General features: G+C 61.3%; 18 protein-coding genes. 4 read left to right on the plus strand and 14 right to left on the minus strand.

What is annotated here, in order from left to right; all coding sequences use genetic code 11:
* Positions 1-2: 2 nt before the first annotated feature.
* The 6 genes from infB to pip all read right to left on the minus strand — a co-directional run bounded on the left by infB (position 3) and on the right by pip (position 7,294).
* Positions 3-2,474 (minus strand): translation initiation factor IF-2, encoded by a 2,472-nt coding sequence (gene infB, locus ACWNZ3_RS00210; protein ID WP_496900797.1) that lies wholly within the window; start codon positions 2,472-2,474, stop codon positions 3-5.
* Positions 2,475-2,483: 9 nt separating this feature from the next.
* A complete protein-coding gene (locus ACWNZ3_RS00215; RefSeq protein ID WP_114273982.1) occupies positions 2,484-3,104 on the minus strand; it encodes an RNA-binding protein in 621 nt (206 codons plus the stop codon).
* A 22-nt stretch (positions 3,105-3,126) separates the two neighbouring features.
* Positions 3,127-4,746: a transcription termination factor NusA gene (gene nusA / locus ACWNZ3_RS00220; RefSeq protein WP_269363309.1), complete on the minus strand. Its 1,620-nt coding sequence runs from the start codon at positions 4,744-4,746 to the stop codon at positions 3,127-3,129.
* Positions 4,746-5,327: a ribosome maturation factor RimP gene (gene rimP, locus ACWNZ3_RS00225; protein ID WP_269363307.1), complete on the minus strand. Its 582-nt coding sequence runs from the start codon at positions 5,325-5,327 to the stop codon at positions 4,746-4,748. The genes nusA and rimP overlap by 1 nt, the downstream gene beginning before the upstream one ends.
* A gap of 138 nt (positions 5,328-5,465) precedes the next feature.
* Positions 5,466-6,326, minus strand: coding sequence for an ABC transporter substrate-binding protein (locus ACWNZ3_RS00230; RefSeq protein ID WP_496900798.1), 861 nt, complete (start codon positions 6,324-6,326; stop codon positions 5,466-5,468).
* Positions 6,323-7,294 (minus strand): prolyl aminopeptidase, encoded by a 972-nt coding sequence (pip, locus tag ACWNZ3_RS00235; protein WP_269363303.1) that lies wholly within the window; start codon positions 7,292-7,294, stop codon positions 6,323-6,325. Before pip ends, ACWNZ3_RS00230 begins: the two co-directional genes overlap by 4 nt.
* A gap of 48 nt (positions 7,295-7,342) precedes the next feature.
* Here pip and ubiG point away from each other — a divergent pair, with 48 nt between their 5' ends.
* On the plus strand, positions 7,343-8,089 hold the full coding sequence (ubiG, locus tag ACWNZ3_RS00240; protein ID WP_274573562.1) for a bifunctional 2-polyprenyl-6-hydroxyphenol methylase/3-demethylubiquinol 3-O-methyltransferase UbiG: 747 nt from the start codon (positions 7,343-7,345) through the stop codon (positions 8,087-8,089).
* Here the strand turns inward: ubiG and ACWNZ3_RS00245 are convergent.
* From ACWNZ3_RS00245 to ACWNZ3_RS00260, 4 genes are read right to left on the minus strand one after another with little or no spacing between them, the layout of a single operon-like run.
* Entirely contained in the window at positions 8,076-8,510 is a 435-nt protein-coding gene (locus tag ACWNZ3_RS00245; protein WP_067297619.1) for a MarR family winged helix-turn-helix transcriptional regulator, read from the minus strand. The two genes, ubiG and ACWNZ3_RS00245, sit on opposite strands and share 14 nt — an antisense overlap.
* Positions 8,511-8,522: 12 nt before the next feature.
* Positions 8,523-9,365 (minus strand): carbon-nitrogen hydrolase family protein, encoded by an 843-nt coding sequence (locus ACWNZ3_RS00250; protein WP_496900799.1) that lies wholly within the window; start codon positions 9,363-9,365, stop codon positions 8,523-8,525.
* Positions 9,365-9,622, minus strand: a complete 258-nt coding sequence (gene grxC, locus ACWNZ3_RS00255) for a glutaredoxin 3 (RefSeq protein ID WP_269363297.1) — start codon at positions 9,620-9,622, stop codon at positions 9,365-9,367. Before grxC ends, ACWNZ3_RS00250 begins: the two co-directional genes overlap by 1 nt.
* Positions 9,623-9,659: 37 nt before the next feature.
* Positions 9,660-10,394, minus strand: a complete 735-nt coding sequence (locus ACWNZ3_RS00260; RefSeq protein WP_496900800.1) for a double zinc ribbon domain-containing protein — start codon at positions 10,392-10,394, stop codon at positions 9,660-9,662.
* A gap of 11 nt (positions 10,395-10,405) precedes the next feature.
* Between ACWNZ3_RS00260 and ACWNZ3_RS00265 the strand changes: the two genes are divergently transcribed.
* Together ACWNZ3_RS00265 and hemH are read left to right on the plus strand one after the other, a co-directional pair.
* Positions 10,406-11,224, plus strand: a complete 819-nt coding sequence (locus ACWNZ3_RS00265; RefSeq protein ID WP_496900801.1) for a methyltransferase domain-containing protein — start codon at positions 10,406-10,408, stop codon at positions 11,222-11,224.
* Between the two features lie 54 nt (positions 11,225-11,278).
* Positions 11,279-12,325 carry a ferrochelatase gene (gene hemH, locus ACWNZ3_RS00270; RefSeq protein ID WP_496900802.1) on the plus strand — a complete coding sequence of 349 codons (1,047 nt, stop codon included), beginning with the start codon at positions 11,279-11,281 and terminating at the stop codon, positions 12,323-12,325.
* A 105-nt stretch (positions 12,326-12,430) separates the two neighbouring features.
* Here the strand turns inward: hemH and ACWNZ3_RS00275 are convergent, their stop codons facing one another.
* Positions 12,431-12,613, minus strand: coding sequence for a hypothetical protein (locus ACWNZ3_RS00275; protein ID WP_269363289.1), 183 nt, complete (start codon positions 12,611-12,613; stop codon positions 12,431-12,433).
* A 141-nt stretch (positions 12,614-12,754) separates the two neighbouring features.
* Positions 12,755-13,366, minus strand: a complete 612-nt coding sequence (locus tag ACWNZ3_RS00280) for a L,D-transpeptidase (RefSeq protein WP_496900803.1) — start codon at positions 13,364-13,366, stop codon at positions 12,755-12,757.
* Positions 13,367-13,533: 167 nt separating this feature from the next.
* On the opposite strand from ACWNZ3_RS00280, the gene dalA reads away from it, so the two are divergent.
* The gene (dalA, locus tag ACWNZ3_RS00285; RefSeq protein WP_269363287.1) at positions 13,534-14,043 is read left to right on the plus strand and encodes a divisome-associated lipoprotein DalA; all 510 of its coding nucleotides are present in this window, start codon (positions 13,534-13,536) and stop codon (positions 14,041-14,043) included.
* A gap of 19 nt (positions 14,044-14,062) precedes the next feature.
* Here the strand turns inward: dalA and ACWNZ3_RS00290 are convergent, their stop codons facing one another.
* Together ACWNZ3_RS00290 and ACWNZ3_RS00295 are read right to left on the minus strand one after the other, a co-directional pair.
* On the minus strand, positions 14,063-14,560 hold the full coding sequence (locus tag ACWNZ3_RS00290; protein ID WP_269363285.1) for a L,D-transpeptidase family protein: 498 nt from the start codon (positions 14,558-14,560) through the stop codon (positions 14,063-14,065).
* 131 nt (positions 14,561-14,691) lie between these two features.
* Positions 14,692-15,906: a class I SAM-dependent RNA methyltransferase gene (locus ACWNZ3_RS00295; RefSeq protein ID WP_496900804.1), complete on the minus strand. Its 1,215-nt coding sequence runs from the start codon at positions 15,904-15,906 to the stop codon at positions 14,692-14,694.
* Positions 15,907-15,924: the final 18 nt, after the last annotated feature.

Genomic DNA, 15,924 nt, shown 5'->3' on the forward strand with positions numbered 1-15,924 from the left:
GATCAGCTCAACGTCCGGGTGACTTCTTCACGTTCGAAGATTTCGATCACGTCATCGGGACGGATATCATCGTAATTCTCGAAGGCCATGCCGCATTCCTGACCGGACTGCACTTCGGGCACTTCATCCTTGAACCGCTTGAGCGTTTTCAGCGTCCCTTCGTGGATCACGACGTTGTCGCGCAGCAGACGCACACCGGCAGAGCGCCTTGCGACACCTTCGGTGACCAGACAGCCGGCAACCTTGCCCACACCGGTGACCTTGAAGACTTCCTTGATGGTTGCATAACCAATGAAGTTCTCCTTGATCTCGTTGCTGAGCAGGCCGGAGGCCGCGGCCTTCACATCGTCCACAAGATCGTAGATCACCGAATAATACCGGATCTCGACACCCTTCTGGTTGGCTGTGTTGCGCGCGGATGCGTTGGCACGGACGTTGAAGCCCATGATCGGCGCACCGGATGCTTCGGCAAGACCCACGTCCGTCTCGGTGATCGCACCGACACCGGAGTGAAGAACCCGCACGCGCACCTCGTCGTTGCCGATCTTTTCCATCGCCTGAACGATGGCTTCGGCAGAACCCTGCACGTCGGCCTTGACCAGGATCGGCAGTTCGGAAACATCCTCGTCCGCCTTGGCGTTGGCCATCAGCTGTTCGAGAGTGGTCGCCGCACCCGCCGCAGCGCGTTTGTCCTTGGCCGCTTTCTCGCGGTAGCTGGCGATCTCGCGCGCCTGAGCTTCGGTGCTGGTCACGTTCAGCACGTCGCCTGCTTCGGGTGTCCCGTTCAGGCCCAGAACCTCGACGGGAACAGATGGCCCGGCTTCCTTCACACGCTCGCCCTGATCGTTGATCAGCGCACGCACCTTGCCGTATTGTTCGCCCACGACAAAGATGTCGCCCTGGCGCAGCGTGCCGTTCTGGATCAGAACCGTCGCCACGGGGCCGCGGCCCACATCAAGCTGCGCTTCGATCACGGCACCAACAGCGGCACGGTCCGGGTTCGCCTTGAGCTCCAGGATCTCGGCCTGCAGCGCGATGGCCTCAAGCAGTTGATCCAGGCCCTGACCGGTGGTCGCGGAAACCTCCACGTCCTGAACGTCGCCCGAAAGCTTCTCCACGATGACCTCGTGTTGCAGCAGATCGGTACGGACCTTGTCCGGGTTCGCGGCAGGCTTGTCGATCTTGTTGATCGCCACGATCATCGGCACCTTCGCCGCTTTCGCGTGGTTGATCGCTTCGATGGTCTGCGGCATCACCGCATCATCCGCAGCCACAACCAGCACCACGATGTCCGTCACCTGAGCACCGCGCGACCGCATCGACGTAAACGCCGCGTGGCCCGGTGTATCGAGGAAAGACAGCACGGCACCGTTTTCGGTGGTAACCTGATAGGCCCCGATGTGCTGGGTGATCCCGCCAGCTTCGCCCGCGACGACCTTGGCATTGCGGATCGCATCCAGCAGCGATGTCTTGCCGTGGTCGACGTGACCCATGATGGTGATGACCGGCGGACGGCCAACCAGATCCTTGGGATCGTCGATGACTTCCTTGATGACATCCTCGACGTCGGAATCGGAAACGCGGACAACCTTGTGGCCGAATTCCTCGATGATCAGTTCGGCGGTATCGGCATCAATGGTTTCGTTCTGCGTCACCATCATGCCGTTGTTCATCAGCGCCTTGACGACTTCGCCCACACGTTCGGCCATACGGTTGGCCAGTTCGGAAACGACAATCGCCTCGGGCAGTTGCACATCGCGCACGACCTTTTCACGCTCGACAGAGCCACCCATGGCCTTCTGCCGTGCGCGTTCCTGCTTGCGCTTCATCGCAGCCATCGACCGCTGCCGTCCGCCTTCGCCGCCGGTCAGCGCCTGATTGACCGTCAGCTTGCCGGAGCGGCGGTTGTCATTGCCGCGGTTCTTCTTGTTGGTTTCCTCGCGGTCACGCTCGGTCTTGCGGGGGGCCTGCGCCGGTGCCGCCTTGTTGTTCGGCGTGCGGGCAACGGCAGGTTCGGAAGGCGCTGCTGCCGCAGCTTCGGCAGCCGCAGCGGCCTCGCGGACCTTTGCGGCTTCTTCCTCGGCCTTCGCCTTGAGCGCCTCTTCGCGCTCTTTTTCCTCGCGTTCTTTCTCTTCCTGCTCAGCCCTGCGGCGCTCGCGGTCTTCCGCGCGGGCCCTTTCTTCGGCTTCGCGGGCTGCGGCCTCTTCAGACTCGCGGGCCTTGGCGGCCTGAACAGCCCTCAGGCGGCGATCCATTTCCGCATCGGTGATCCCCGCAGGACGCTTGGAAGGGTCCCCAACCGGAGATCCGCCAGCACCTGCCTTACCGGCACCCGGCTTGGGCACCACAACGCGCTTGCGCTTGGTTTCGACTACGACGTTCTTGGTCCGCCCATGGCTAAAGCTTTGCTTTACATTCCCCGGACGCGCGCCTCCGCGCAGACCCAATGTTTTCTTGCCGTCACTATCGCTCATCTAGCTCGTCTATCCTTTCGACTGGCCCTTGCCAGTCTCGTTTTTGCGCACGCCTTTAAGTCGTTGGGCTTCCTCTACAACACGTAGCGTGAGTCCACCAGAGGCGAGCGCCCCATGTATCACAGTTTGACGTCCGAAAGCCAAACCCAATTCATCTGCCGTCAGCCATCCGATGTAATGGCCGTAGTGCGGCGTGCTTAACTTGCTCTTGCCGCGACCCGATCCGTCTGACGCCTGGATCAGCACTTCTGCCTCTTCGGACTGCAGCCAGCTCTTTACCTTTTCGTAGCCCGCAACGGCACGCCCGCCCTTGCGCTGCAACGAAATAAGGTCGACCACGCGCCGGGCAAGCTGCTTTTCCACTTCATCAGCCAACCCTTCAGGTACATTCACCTGCTGCTTGGCTGCACGGGTAAACAGCTTTTTCTTCACCGCCAGTTCAATCGCATCGCGATCCGCCGCGACATAGATGCCGCGCCCTGGCAGTTTGCCCAGAATATCGGGCACAACCTGCTGATCAGGGCCAACCACAAAACGCACAAGCCCGAACTTGGGTTGCACCTCTCCCGTCGAGATACATTTGCGTTCGGGACCGTCAGACCGATCCTTGGTTGCGCCACCGCGACCCATCAGGTGCTTCCGGGGCCTGCGATCAGGCCCCGGCCTCCTCGGCTGCTTCGCCGTCTTCGTCGGTTTCTTCAGCCGCTTCAAGATCCGCAGGATCGACCCAGCCCAGCATGACGCGGGCCGTCATGATCATGTCCTGCGCTTCCTCCAGCGAGATGTCGAAGGGTTCAAGCGTGCCATCGTCCTTTACACGCTCGCCATTCACGGTTGTCCAACCGCCGGCCAGTTCCCAGTCGGCGCAGGTTGCAAAGTCTTCCAGTGTCTTCACGTCATCCTTTGCCAGCGCTTCAATCATCTGGGGTGTCAGACCCTCGAATTCAACCAGGCTGTCTTCGACACCCAATGCGCGGGCGGCTTCCAGGGCCGCCTTGTTCTGCGCTTCCAGCACGTCACGGGCACGGGCCTGAAGCTCGGCGGCGGTATCTTCGTCCACACCGTCGATCACCAGAAGCTCGTCAACCTCGACATAAGCCACTTCCTCAAGGTTGGTGAACCCTTCGGAGACCAGAAGCTGGGCAAAGAATTCGTCCAGGTCCAGATTGTCCATGAACAGCTTGGTGCGCAGCTCGAACTCGGCCTGACGGCGCTGGCTTTCCTGCTCTTCGGTCATGATGTCGATATCAAGACCGGTCAGCTGGCTGGCCAGACGCACGTTCTGACCGCGACGACCGATGGCAAGCGAAAGCTGCTCTTCGGGGACGACGACTTCGATCTTGCCGGCTTCTTCATCCAGAACAACCTTGGACACTTCCGCAGGCTGCAGCGCGTTCACCAGGAAGGTCGGCTGATCCTCGTTCCAGGGGATGATGTCGATCTTTTCGCCCTGAAGCTCGTTCACCACGGCCTGCACGCGGCTGCCGCGCATACCGACGCAGGCGCCAACCGGGTCGATCGAGCTGTCATAGGAGATGACGGCGATCTTGGCGCGCGAACCGGGGTCGCGGGCCACGGCCTTGATCTCGATGATGCCGTCATAGATTTCGGGCACTTCCATCTTGAACAATTCGGCCATGAATTCGGGCGCTGTGCGCGACAGGAAAATCTGCGGCCCGCGCTGCTCGCGGCGCACGTCCTTGATATAGACGCGGATACGGTCGTTGGGCCGGTAGCTTTCGCGGCCGATCTTTTCGTTCCGGCGCAGGATCGCTTCGCCAGCGCCCACGTCGACGATGACGTTGCCGTATTCCTCGCGCTTGACCAGGCCGTTGATGATGGTGCCTGCGCGGTCCTTGAATTCTTCGTACTGGCGGTCACGCTCGGCTTCGCGGACCTTCTGCAGGATCACCTGCTTGGCCGATTGTGCGGCGATGCGGCCCATTTCAACGGGGGGCACTTCCTCAACCAGCGTATCGCCGACCTTGGGATCGTCCATGTACTGCCGGGCTTGCTCAACCGTGAACTCGGCCTGGTAGTTTTCCAGTTCCTCATCCTCGACCACCGTGCGGACGCGGGTAAAGGTGGCGCGCCCGGTCTTGCGGTCGATGGACACACGGATGTCCATTTCCGCGCCATAGCGGGACTTGGCCGCCCGGGCGAGCGATTCTTCCATCGCTTCGACCACCAGACCGGGGTCGATCATCTTTTCACGCGCCACCGCTTCGGCGGTTTGCAGCAGCTCAAGCTGGTTGGCAGATGTAATGGCCATTAGTCTTCTCCCTCAGCAGACCCGTCATCGGTCTGAACTTCATCGAAATCTTCTTCATTCAGCGCGCCGGCCGCCTTGCGTTGGCGCAACATTTCCTTGATCAGCTCGTCCGTCAGCACCAGCTTGGCGTCCGACAGCCAGTCAAAGTTGAGCCCGATGGTCCCCTCTTCGACGTTGATCAGCACTTCGTTCCCGTCAATCCCGGCCAGCTCGCCCTTGAAACGGCGGCGGCCGTCGATCAGCTCGTCCGTCTCGATCTTGGCCTCGTAGCCTTCGAACATGTCGAAATCCTTGAGCCGGGTCAGCGGACGGTCGATGCCGGGGCTTGAGACCTCCAGCGTGTATTCATCGAGGATCGGGTCTTCGACATCCAGCACGGTGCCGATGGCCTGATTGATCAGCGCAAGGTCATCAACCTCGATCCCGCCCTCGGGCCTGTCGGCCATGATCTGCAGGGTCGTGTTCTTGCCTGACATCAGTCGCACGCGCACCAGTTCAAATCCCATGTCCTCGATCACCGGAGTGATGATCTCGGCCAGGCGGCGGTCAATGGCGGCTTTTGCTATCAGATCGTTGGACATGGTTCTTTCAGACACAAAAAAACGGGCGCGCGGCCCGTGTTCAAGATCGGTGGAGCGTTTGGTGTGGACCCGAACGCGCCGCTGTTGGCAACCATATACGCCGGGTTGCCGCCAATCGCAAGGCCCCCCGCGCAAGGCTCATCCGAACCACCAGCGTTCCGCCGCGCGCAGGTTGTCCAGCGGGCGCAGGGGGCTGACCTGTGCGGGCTGGGCCACGGCGGCGCTGACGGCCTGCACCGGGTGGCGCGCGTCGGGCATCAGGTGAATATCCGGCAAACCGGCAAGCGCGCCTGCGTCGCGGATATCCACCGCGTCGACCAGATATTCGCCCAGCGCCTGGCCACGCACCGGTTCGGAAGGGATCGAGGTCAGCTCAACCTCGTCAAACCAGCCCGCCGTGCCGTCGCGGTAGTGGCTGGCTGTTCGCACCGCCAGAACCTGCTGGCCGGGCCGGAACCGGCGCAGCTGGTAAAGCCCGGTGCCGATGCCCGCCTCCGGTGCGTGGGCGGGCCGGATCACGTACTCAGGCCCCGACAGCATCAGCGGCAGCCCGACGTTCGGTACTTCCAGGGTGATTCTCAGCTGGTCGGGGCGCATTGCACGCACCTCTCCCGCCACCAGCCCGCGCAGGCTGGCCACCGCATCCGCCGCCGTAAAGGCGGCACCGTCATGGAACCGTACCCCGCGACGCAGGTCAAAATCCCAGACCCGCGCGTCGTCCGAGGCCTGCCAGCCCAGCGCGAGTTCGGCGCGCAGGGTGCCATCTGCGGCCACTTCGGTCAGGGTGTCATAGATCAGCCCCTGCCGCGCCACCTGCATGAACAACCCATCGCCCTGCGACCACGAATCGCTGCGGGATCCGCCCGACAGCGCCATCCGCAAACGCCCGCCACGTGCGGGCACGCCCGCCGCGCCAACGCCCGTGGCGGCCAGCAAGGCCGCCGCCGCAGCGCTGGAAAAAACCGCGCGGCGGTCAAGAAGGGTGGTCCTGCGGCTCATAGCTTTGCGATCCTGTCCATGGCGCGCACCAGCTCCGCACTGATCCCCGGTTCCGACAGGGCATGGCCCGCATTGCGCACCATCAACAGCTCCACACCGGGCCAGCGTTCCGCGATCCTGTGGGCGCTGACCGGTGGACAGATCATGTCATACCGCCCCTGCACGATGGTGCCGGGGATATGCGCGATACGCGGCATGTGTTCCACGATCTGGCCGTCGAACTCCAGAAAGCCCGCGTTGGTGAAATAGTGATTCTCCAACCGGGAAAAGGCGCGGGCATAGTCGGACGGCCCCTCATGCGATGCCCCGGACGACTGGATCGACGCCAGCGCGTTTTCCCATGCGGCCCAGGCCCTGCCAAAGCGCTGCTCAATCGGCAGATCGCCCGAAAACAGACGCCTGTGGTAGGCCTTGATCAGGTCGTCCTGTTCTTCTTTGGGAATCAAGGACACGAAGCGGTCCCAGACCTCGGGCCAGAATTTCCCGGCGCCGCCGCCATAGAACCAATCCAGCTCCGACTGCGTCATCAGGAAAACGCCGCGCAAGACCAGGTGGCGCACGGCATCCGGGTGCGTCTGGGCATAGACCAGCGCCAACGTCGCCCCCCAGGACCCGCCAAAGACGATCCAGCGGTCGATCTTCAATTCTTTGCGAATCATCTCGATGTCCGCGACCAGGTGCCAGGTGGTGTTGTCCGTCACGCTTGCGTGGGGGCGCGACCGTCCACAGCCGCGCTGATCAAACAGAATCACCCGGTAGACGGAAGGATCGAAATATCGGCGCATCGACGGGCTGCAGCCGCCACCGGGGCCGCCATGCAGGACCACAACCGGAAGCCCATCCGGGTTGCCGCATTGCTCGTAATAAACCCTATGCCCCTGCCCGACCGACATCATCCCCTGATCGAAGGGGTCAATGGGCGGATAAAGATACTGCGCCGCGCGCATTTGGTCGGGATACTTGTCCATGGGGGACCTATATAGTGTCCAAGTCTACAAGAACATAGGAAGCGGAAAATGCAAATGTCTCGAACAACAGTTGATCCGTCAGAAATTTCCAAATTCGAAGCCATGGCCGCCGAATGGTGGGATCTGAACGGAAAGTTCAAGCCGCTGCACATGCTCAATCCCTGTCGGCTGGATTATATCACCAGCCAGATTGCCGGGGAATTCGACCGCGACCTGAAAGCTGCCGACCCTTTCAAGGGCCTGCGAATCCTCGATATCGGCTGCGGCGGCGGGCTGCTGGCAGAACCGATGGCGCGGCTGGGTGCGGATGTGGTCGGCGCCGATGCGGCGGAAGGGAATATTCCCGTGGCACGGGTCCACGCGGAACAATCCGGCCTCGATATCGACTACCGCCACACCACTGCCGAAGCGATGGCAGAGGCGGGCGAACGGTTCGATGTTGTCCTCAACATGGAAGTGGTCGAACACGTCGCCTCCCCGATTGATTACCTGACCGCCTGCCATGACCTGCTGAAACCGGGCGGGCTGCACATCTGTTCGACAATCAACCGAAATCCGAAATCCTTTGCCATGGCGATCGTGGGGGCGGAACACATCATGCGATGGCTGCCGAAAGGGACACATGAATGGTCCAAGTTCATCACCCCCGACGAATTGTTCGACCTGCTGCGGCAGGCAGGGCTTGAGCCGGTGGACCGCAAGGGGTTCGTATTCAACCCCATCGCATGGACCTGGCGGCTGTCCGACAAGGACCTGAGCGTGAACTACGTGACGGCAAGCCTCAGGAAAGCTTGATCCGGATTTCGCGCAGGATCGGCAGGGCCGCGCGGGTCTGTTCCTCGCCCAGGCTTTCCACCACCTCGTTGATCATCGGCGCGATGGCAGCCACCGCATCGTCGCGTGCCTGCCGCCCCGCCGGGCTGATCGCGACCATCTTGCGCCGCGCATCGTCCCAGTCCGGGCGGATGTGGACATAGCCGGACCATTCCAGCTTGGTCAGGGTGTTGGTCATCGCCCCGCGGGTGACACCGAACCGTTCGGCCAGCCGCGCCGGGCTGCTTTCATCGCCCTGCCAGGAAAGATGGTTCAGCACCGAGAAATGCGAAATCTCCATTCCCTTCGGCAACACCCGTGTCAGACGACTGCGCACAGCGTGATCGGCCGCCAGCAACTCGCTGAACAGCATGATCGCAACTGTCTGACTGTCATCACTCATCTACCGACCTGATCAAGAAGCCACTTCAGGCGCATCAAACATGCGCGCGTTTGCCATGCTGGGGACCTTGCCCCGCGCTTTCGCGACATCATCCATATCCAGGGCAAAGTTGTAAACGCCGGCTGTGTCGCCTGCATCCAGCAGCACCTCGCCCCAGGGCGACACCACCAGCGAATGACCATAGCAATCCCGCGTCTTGTGTTCGGCGCTGGCATGGGTGCCCGTCTGCGCGGGAGCAATCACGAAACAACCCGTTTCAATCGCCCGCGCCCTGAGCAGCGCATGCCAGTGGGCCGCACCGGTCACCGGCGAAAACGCCGCCGGCACGGTGATGATCTGCGCCCCGGCACGGGCCAATGCGTTGTAAAGCAGCGGAAACCGGACATCGTAACAGATGCTCAACCCGATCTTGCCAAAGGGTGTGTCGGCCACCACGGCCTGCGTGCCCGGACGGTAGCCCGCCGATTCGCGATAGGTCTCGCTCTCGTTTATCTGCACGTCGAACATGTGGATCTTGTCGTATCGCGCCACGATCCCGCCTTGCGGGCCGATCAGAAAGGACCGGTTGGCAAAACGCCCGTCCGCGTCCCCGGTCTTGAGCCCAAGCGACCCGATCAACAGCCAGATCCCCGCATCCGCCGCCGCCTTGCGCAGAGCGGCCAGGGTGATGTCCTCGTCTTCATGCAACAGCACGTCCTGCTGGTGGCTGCGGCTGGTCGACACGCAATTGGTCACTTCCGGCGTCAGAACAAACTCTGCCCCGGCGCGCACCGCCTCATCCAGCATGGCCAGCGTCTTGCCAAGGTTTTCCCCGGGGTCATCCGTGACATTCAGTTGCAGGATCGCGCCTTGCATCATGCAGCCAGCAAGCCATCCAGCTTGCCCTCGCGTTCAAGCGCGAAAAGATCGTCACATCCGCCCACATGGGTCTCCCCGATAAAGATCTGCGGAACGGTGCGCCCTCCGTTTGCCCGCTGGATCATTTCGGGTTTGCGGTCGGGGTTGGCCAATACGTCCACCTCGGAAAAGCTGACACCCTTCTGGTTCAGCAACCGTTTGGCGGCATGACAGAAACCGCAAAGCGGCGATGTGTAGATTTCGACGGGTTTCATTCGATATCCCTTTCAACAAGAAACGCTTAAAGGGGATTTAGGTGTCTTTGGCCACGCGCGCCAGTGTTACCACACAAACAGGTCCCGAACCTGCCGAATGACAGGCCTCCGTCGCGGCGGCCAATGTCGCGCCGGAGGTCATCACGTCGTCCACCAGCAACACCGGCCGGTCACGGACCACGTCGCGCCGGGCCGGGTTGAGGCGGATGGCATTTTCAAGAGTCTTGCGCCGTTCCTCCCGGCCCAGACCGTCCAGCGTGGGGGTCGCACGATACCGTTGCAGCAGATCGACACAGCACAGATGCCCCGATTCCCGTGCCATCGCGCGGGCCAGCAAAGCCGACTGGTTGTACCTGCGCCTGATCCTGCGCCGCCAATGAAGCGGAACGGGGGCGATCAGGGTGTCGGGCTGCAGTACAGGTCGCGCAGCTGTTGTCATCCAGCGGCCTGCGGGCCGCGCAATCTCCTGACGGTCCCCGTGTTTCAGCGCCAGCACCAGCTTGCGCCCGGTATTGGCGTACAACAGTGCCGCGCGCCCCTGCACCCAGGGGCGCGGGCTTTGCAGGCAGGAATCGCAGAATAATACATCGCCCCCCGACAGGCCGGGCAATGGTGCGCCACATTGGTCACAGATCGTGCCGCCGATGAAAGACGTGTCGCGCCAACATGGTCCGCAGAGGCCAAAGTCGCTGTCCACGATTTCACCGCAGGTCAGACATCGCGCAGGATAGATGGCGTTCAACGCGGTTTGCAGTCTTTCCAACAACGGCATATTGACCTCCCATGACCACGCCATCGCCCCTGACCGACCTGACTGCACTGGCCCTACGACGCGCGCGCGCAACGCCCGAGGCGCTGTTCCTGCATCAACAGGCCATCGACGAGATTCAGGATCGGCTCGGGATGGTTAACAAGTCCTTTACCGCGCCGGCCGTGGTCACGGATTTTCCCACTGTCTGGGGTGACCTGCTGCCAGAAGCGACGGTTGTTCCCGCCTCGGATGTCCTGTCGCTGGAGGTGGGGGCGCATGACCTTGTGATCCACGGCATGTCGCTGCATTGGGCCAATGACCCTGTCGGGCAGCTGATCCAGTGCCGCCGGGCGCTGCGCGCGGACGGTCTGTTTGTCTCTGCCGCTTTTGGTGGGCAGACCCTGCAGGAATTGCGTGCCTGTCTGGGCCAGGCCGAAGCCTCGGTCACCGGTGGCATGTCCCCTCGCGTCGCGCCCATGGCCGAACTCCGCGACATGGGCGGGCTGCTGCAGCGGGCCGGTTTTGCGCTGCCTGTGGCGGATGCCGTGCCTCTGACCGTTTCCTACCAGGACGCCTGGGCCCTGATGCGCGACCTGCGCGCGATGGGCGAATCCAACGCCCTGTCAGCACGGCTGCGACGGCCCACCGCCCGCGCCGTGATTGAAACCGCGGCAGAGCTTTATCAAAACCATTTCAATGATGGCGAAGGCCGTGTGATTGCCACCTTCGAGCTGATTTTCCTGACCGGCTGGGCCCCGGACGAAAGCCAGCAGAAACCGCTGCGGCCCGGTTCCGCACAACAGCGCCTGGCGGATGCCCTGAACACGGATGAGACAAAGTTGCGCAATTGACCCTGCGTCGAAACCGGCTATTTCAGCACGACACTGGTGACCAAGGACAGAATTATGCAAGCCGCGCGCCCGCAACATGCCAACGCCGACCATCCCGCTGTCCCCAGGGAACGTGTCGGCGTTCTGCTGGCGAACCTCGGCACGCCTGACAATTATGACTACTGGTCGATGCGCCGTTACCTCGGCGAATTCCTGTCGGATCGCCGGGTCATCGACTATTCCCCATGGCTCTGGCAACCGCTGCTGCAACTGGTCATCCTCAGCAAACGTCCCTTCACCAGCGGCGCCGCCTACAAGAGCATCTGGAACCATGCCGCCGGCGAAAGCCCGTTGATGACCATTACCAAGGCGCAGACCGCCAAGATGGCGGCAGCGCTGAAAGAACGTTACGGCGATGACATGATGGTTGATTTCTGCATGCGTTACGGAAACCCGTCAACGCAGTCCAAGGTTGCCGCGATGACCGCGGCAGGCTGCACGAAGATCCTGTTCTTTCCGCTTTATCCGCAATACGCAGGGGCAACATCAGCCACGGCCTGCGACGCGTTCTTTGCCGCTTTGGGCAAGGAAAAATGGCAACCGATCGCGCGGGTTGTCGAACCCTACTTTGACCGCCCCGACTATATCGAGGCACTCGCCCAATCTGTCGAGCGCGCCTATGCCGCAGCAGAGAAGCGGCCGGATATCCTGATCTGTTCTTATCATGGTGTCCCCATCCGCTATCTGATGGAGGGCGACCCCTACCATTGCCAATGCCAGAAAACGACGCGCCTGCTGAAAGAGCGGCTGGGCTGGGACGACACCCAGATCATGACGACTTTCCAATCGAAATTCGGCCCCGAGGAATGGCTGCAGCCCTACACCGTCGAAGAAGTTGCCCGGCAGGCCAAAGCAGGCAAGAAGACCATCGCGGTCTGCGCACCCGCCTTTTCAGCGGATTGCATCGAAACGCTGGAAGAGATCAACGAAGAGATCAGGGAAAGCTTTGAAGAGGCGGGGGGCGAAAGCTTTACCTATATCCCCTGCCTCAACGATGAAGACGCGCATATCACGGCGCTGTCGAACGCGGTTCAGGAGAATCTGAAGGGCTGGCTGGACTGACTGGCTGAACCTGCGACGCAAGTTGCCCTTGCCGGGAAACACGCCCCGGAACGCAAAAAAGGCGGTGCAGAACACCGCCTTTTTCGATTTAGATGTCGCTCTGAATTAGTCAGAAGCAACAGCAGCGGCAACAACGGCCAGCAGCAGCAGAGGAACCAGAACACCGGAAGAAGAAGAAGATGCTTCTTCAACGATGACGGGTGCTTCCACGATCGGCTCTGCCAGCGAACCAGCGTAAGCAGTCGATGCAGCGGCTGTCAGAGCAGCGGCGAGAACGAGTTTTTTCATAGTATAACCTCCAGAAAAGGCGTGTTGCACAATTGTGCACGCACGCACCCAAGACTTACCTCGTAAAACTTTCTAAACAGCATAACCGGGGGATTGCAAACCCGGATTCCGTTTTTGCGCCTTACAAGTCCTGAAATGTCGTCAAATAAGCAACACTTGCGTGCCGACCTTGGTCATGCTGAACAATTCCGCAATGTGTTCATTATAAAGACCAATACAGCCGTTCGACGACCGCCGTCCGATCTTGCGGGTGTCGTGGGTGCCGTGGATCCGGTAGTAGGTCCAGCTCAGGTACAGCGCGTGGGTGCCAAGGGGGTTATCCGGGCCCGGTCCGATGAATTCGGGCCACTCCGGATTGCGCTGCAGCATGGACGGCGTCGGCCGCCAGCTTGGCCCCACGACCTTTTGCACAACACTTGTCCGGCCCCGCCGCGTCAAGTCCTCCGTCAGAGGGACCGAGGAGGGGTAAAGCTTGTAGACGCTCTGATCTTCCGACCAGAAATGCACTGCGCGGCTGTCGATATCGACCAGAACCGCACCGTTGCGGGTGTTGTCGAAATAGGGGCGCCAATCCAGCGTCCGGAAGCTGGAGATGTTGCGGCGGACCGTCTCGGTAAGATCACGTTCGGTCTGGGTTGTCGCCTCGGAGTTCACGCTTGACGAGGTCTGTGCCAAAGCGGGCGAAGCGATCAGGGCGGCGGATCCTGCAAGGAAGGCCCGACGGCTGCTTAATTTTTGGTGCTTGTCGGACATTATCATGTCTCCATCAAAAAGGAATTTTGAGATTCTTCCCGATATATGACCCCAAAGCCTCAGTATCAAATCAAAGACCCGTCATCAGGCAAGGTAACGCCGATGTGCGTTTGAACTGCAACGCTGTCCGCTGTAGGAGGGGCAAAACAAACTCGTGGAGCTATGCCGTGATCCGTATCCTGTCCGTCCTGATGGCAATCTGCCTCGCCTTGTCTGCCTGTGCGCCAGTCACCCCCCAAATTGGCTCTGATGGCAAACCGCTGCCCAAGGCCTATCGCATCCGCGCCGGCGAAACTGGCAAGATTCAGTTCAGAATGCTTGATTCCGTCAATGCCCTGCGCAGCGCCGCCGGACAGGCGACCGTGGAACTGAACCCGCAGCTGAACGCTGCTGCCGCCACGCATTCCCGTGACATGTCGGTACAGAATCGGCCCTGGCACTTCGGCTCTGACGGGTCCTCCCCGATCGACCGGATCGCCCGCGTCGGCTATACCGGTCACCTGATCGGCGAAACGATTTCCGAGACCTACGAATCTGAGCTGGAGACCCTGGCCGCCTGGATGGAGCAACCGGATACCCGTCGCGTCATCATGTCGCCGGATGCGCGCAACATGGGCTTTTCCTGGTTTCAGGAACCGGGTGGCAAGATCTGGTGGACGCTGGTGATGGGGAACTGATCGGCAGTTCCCCTGCGCTTCACGGGTTCAGCAGGATCGGTGTACCGTCCCGCACCATCGCATAGATGTTTTCGATATCCTTGTTCCGGACAGCGATGCAGCCCCAGGTCCAGTCGCCCTTGTCCTTGCGCGACGGGTGTTTCTGGCCGTGGATGAAGATGTCGCCGCCGGGCTTCTGACCCAGCTCTTCCGCGCGCCTGCGATCCTCTTCGTTGGGATATGAAATCCCAATCGACAGGTGGAAACGGCTGTTCGGATTGCGGCGGTCGATGATGTAGGTGCCTTCCGGCGTCTTGCCGTCGCCTTCGACCGTCTTGTGCCCGACCGGAGCAAATCCAAGATGAATCGGATATTCCTCCAGCACCCTGTCATGATGCAGCAGCCACATCTTGCGATCCTGCTTGTTCACGACGACATAGGTGACTTCGGGGCCGTTATAGCGCTTGAACTTGCTGTTGCTGCATGCACCCAGTGCCACCAGCGCGGTGCCGCCCAGAATAAGTGTTCTGCGTTTCATTTGTTTTCGATCCTGCCTGACGGGTCAAATGTATCTTTGTTCCCCGCTATCACATACCCTAAAACGGGCTGTTCAAAAAGTGGTGAGACACAAGAATTTTCACACTGCGGCATCAGAACCGGACGCAGACGCTATCTGGAGAAACACGCGGCAAGTTCAACATGTGACGACCAGCGAAACTGGTCCACGACCTGCACCCAATCCAGCGTATATCCACCGCCCACCAACATTGCGGCATCGCGCGCAAAGGTCACCGGATTGCACGAAACATAGGCAATACGCGGCACTTTGGCCGGAACGATTTCCACCACCTGCCGCTCGGCTCCGGCGCGCGGCGGGTCCAGCACGATGGCATCCATCCTGGCCAGTTCATCCGGCAGCATCGGACGCCGGTAGAGGTCGCGCGCCTGGGTTGTGACCGGTTTCAGCCCCTCGGCCATGCGCCAGCCGTGATCGAGCGCTTCCAGCATTTCCGCTGCGCTTTCCACCGCCAGGACACTGGCGTTTTCCGCCAGGGGCAATGTGAATGTCCCGCATCCGGCGAACAGGTCGGCAATCCGGGCCGCCGGGCCTACTGCCTCCCTGACCGCAGCGCAAAGCGCCGCTTCACCCTCTTTGGTGGCCTGCAGGAATGCGCCCGGCGGTGGCGTCACCCTGGACCTGCCGAAATGCTGCACCGGGGGCACGCGCATCGCGACGGTCTCATTATCCCAGCTCAACCGCGCAAGCCCAAGCTCTTCGGTCACCTGTGCCAGGGCCTGGCGCAGGGGCCCATCCAGCGGTTTGCCCTGCGCAGCGGCAACATCCAGCCCCGCATCGCTTTGCGTGACCGTCACGGCCAGCGCCGCCTTGCGGCTGGTGCCGATCATGGCCAACCGTTCCGCAATGGCCAGACCAGCCATGAGATCGGGATGCAGCAGCTTGCAATCGGGAATCTCGACGATCACGTCGGATGCACGGCCGTGGAACCCGGCCATGGCGCCCTTCTTGGTTCGGCGCGCGGCAAAAGCGGCCCTGCGGCGCGACTGCGGCGGGGAGGTGACGATGGGACGGAATTCAGTCTCTAACCCATGGGCATTCAACGAAATCCGAACGAATTCCTGTTTCCAGCCCGCAACGAAATCATCCGAGGCATGTTGCAACTGACACCCGCCGCAGGACTTGTAGTGGCGGCAGGGTGGCGACACCCGTTGATCCGACGGCGTCACGATCCGGACATTGGTAAGCGTCTCGCCCTCGACCTCGCCGGAAACGATCTCGCCCGGCAGGGTCATGGGCGCGTAAATCGGGCCACTTGCGATACCGTCACCGTGGTGACCCAAACGAATGATCTGATGTTCTGTCATACCAGCGCCATATCCTGT

The organism is Sulfitobacter sp. IGS-18, assembly GCF_059628195.1.

Excerpts from the sequence above, each read along its gene's own strand:
- infB (WP_496900797.1), bottom strand. The coding sequence starts at position 2,474 with ATGAGCGATAGTGACGGCAAGAAAACATTGGGTCTGCGCGGAGGCGCG.
- ACWNZ3_RS00215 (WP_114273982.1), bottom strand. The coding sequence starts at position 3,104 with ATGGGTCGCGGTGGCGCAACCAAGGATCGGTCTGACGGTCCCGAACGC.
- nusA (WP_269363309.1), bottom strand. The coding sequence starts at position 4,746 with ATGGCCATTACATCTGCCAACCAGCTTGAGCTGCTGCAAACCGCCGAA.
- rimP (WP_269363307.1), bottom strand. The coding sequence starts at position 5,327 with ATGTCCAACGATCTGATAGCAAAAGCCGCCATTGACCGCCGCCTGGCC.
- ACWNZ3_RS00230 (WP_496900798.1), bottom strand. The coding sequence starts at position 6,326 with ATGAGCCGCAGGACCACCCTTCTTGACCGCCGCGCGGTTTTTTCCAGC.
- pip (WP_269363303.1), bottom strand. The coding sequence starts at position 7,294 with ATGGACAAGTATCCCGACCAAATGCGCGCGGCGCAGTATCTTTATCCG.
- ubiG (WP_274573562.1), top strand. The coding sequence starts at position 7,343 with ATGCAAATGTCTCGAACAACAGTTGATCCGTCAGAAATTTCCAAATTC.
- ACWNZ3_RS00245 (WP_067297619.1), bottom strand. The coding sequence starts at position 8,510 with ATGAGTGATGACAGTCAGACAGTTGCGATCATGCTGTTCAGCGAGTTG.
- ACWNZ3_RS00250 (WP_496900799.1), bottom strand. The coding sequence starts at position 9,365 with ATGCAAGGCGCGATCCTGCAACTGAATGTCACGGATGACCCCGGGGAA.
- grxC (WP_269363297.1), bottom strand. The coding sequence starts at position 9,622 with ATGAAACCCGTCGAAATCTACACATCGCCGCTTTGCGGTTTCTGTCAT.
- ACWNZ3_RS00260 (WP_496900800.1), bottom strand. The coding sequence starts at position 10,394 with ATGCCGTTGTTGGAAAGACTGCAAACCGCGTTGAACGCCATCTATCCT.
- ACWNZ3_RS00265 (WP_496900801.1), top strand. The coding sequence starts at position 10,406 with ATGACCACGCCATCGCCCCTGACCGACCTGACTGCACTGGCCCTACGA.
- hemH (WP_496900802.1), top strand. The coding sequence starts at position 11,279 with ATGCAAGCCGCGCGCCCGCAACATGCCAACGCCGACCATCCCGCTGTC.
- ACWNZ3_RS00275 (WP_269363289.1), bottom strand. The coding sequence starts at position 12,613 with ATGAAAAAACTCGTTCTCGCCGCTGCTCTGACAGCCGCTGCATCGACT.
- ACWNZ3_RS00280 (WP_496900803.1), bottom strand. The coding sequence starts at position 13,366 with ATGTCCGACAAGCACCAAAAATTAAGCAGCCGTCGGGCCTTCCTTGCA.
- ACWNZ3_RS00290 (WP_269363285.1), bottom strand. The coding sequence starts at position 14,560 with ATGAAACGCAGAACACTTATTCTGGGCGGCACCGCGCTGGTGGCACTG.
- ACWNZ3_RS00295 (WP_496900804.1), bottom strand. The coding sequence starts at position 15,906 with ATGACAGAACATCAGATCATTCGTTTGGGTCACCACGGTGACGGTATC.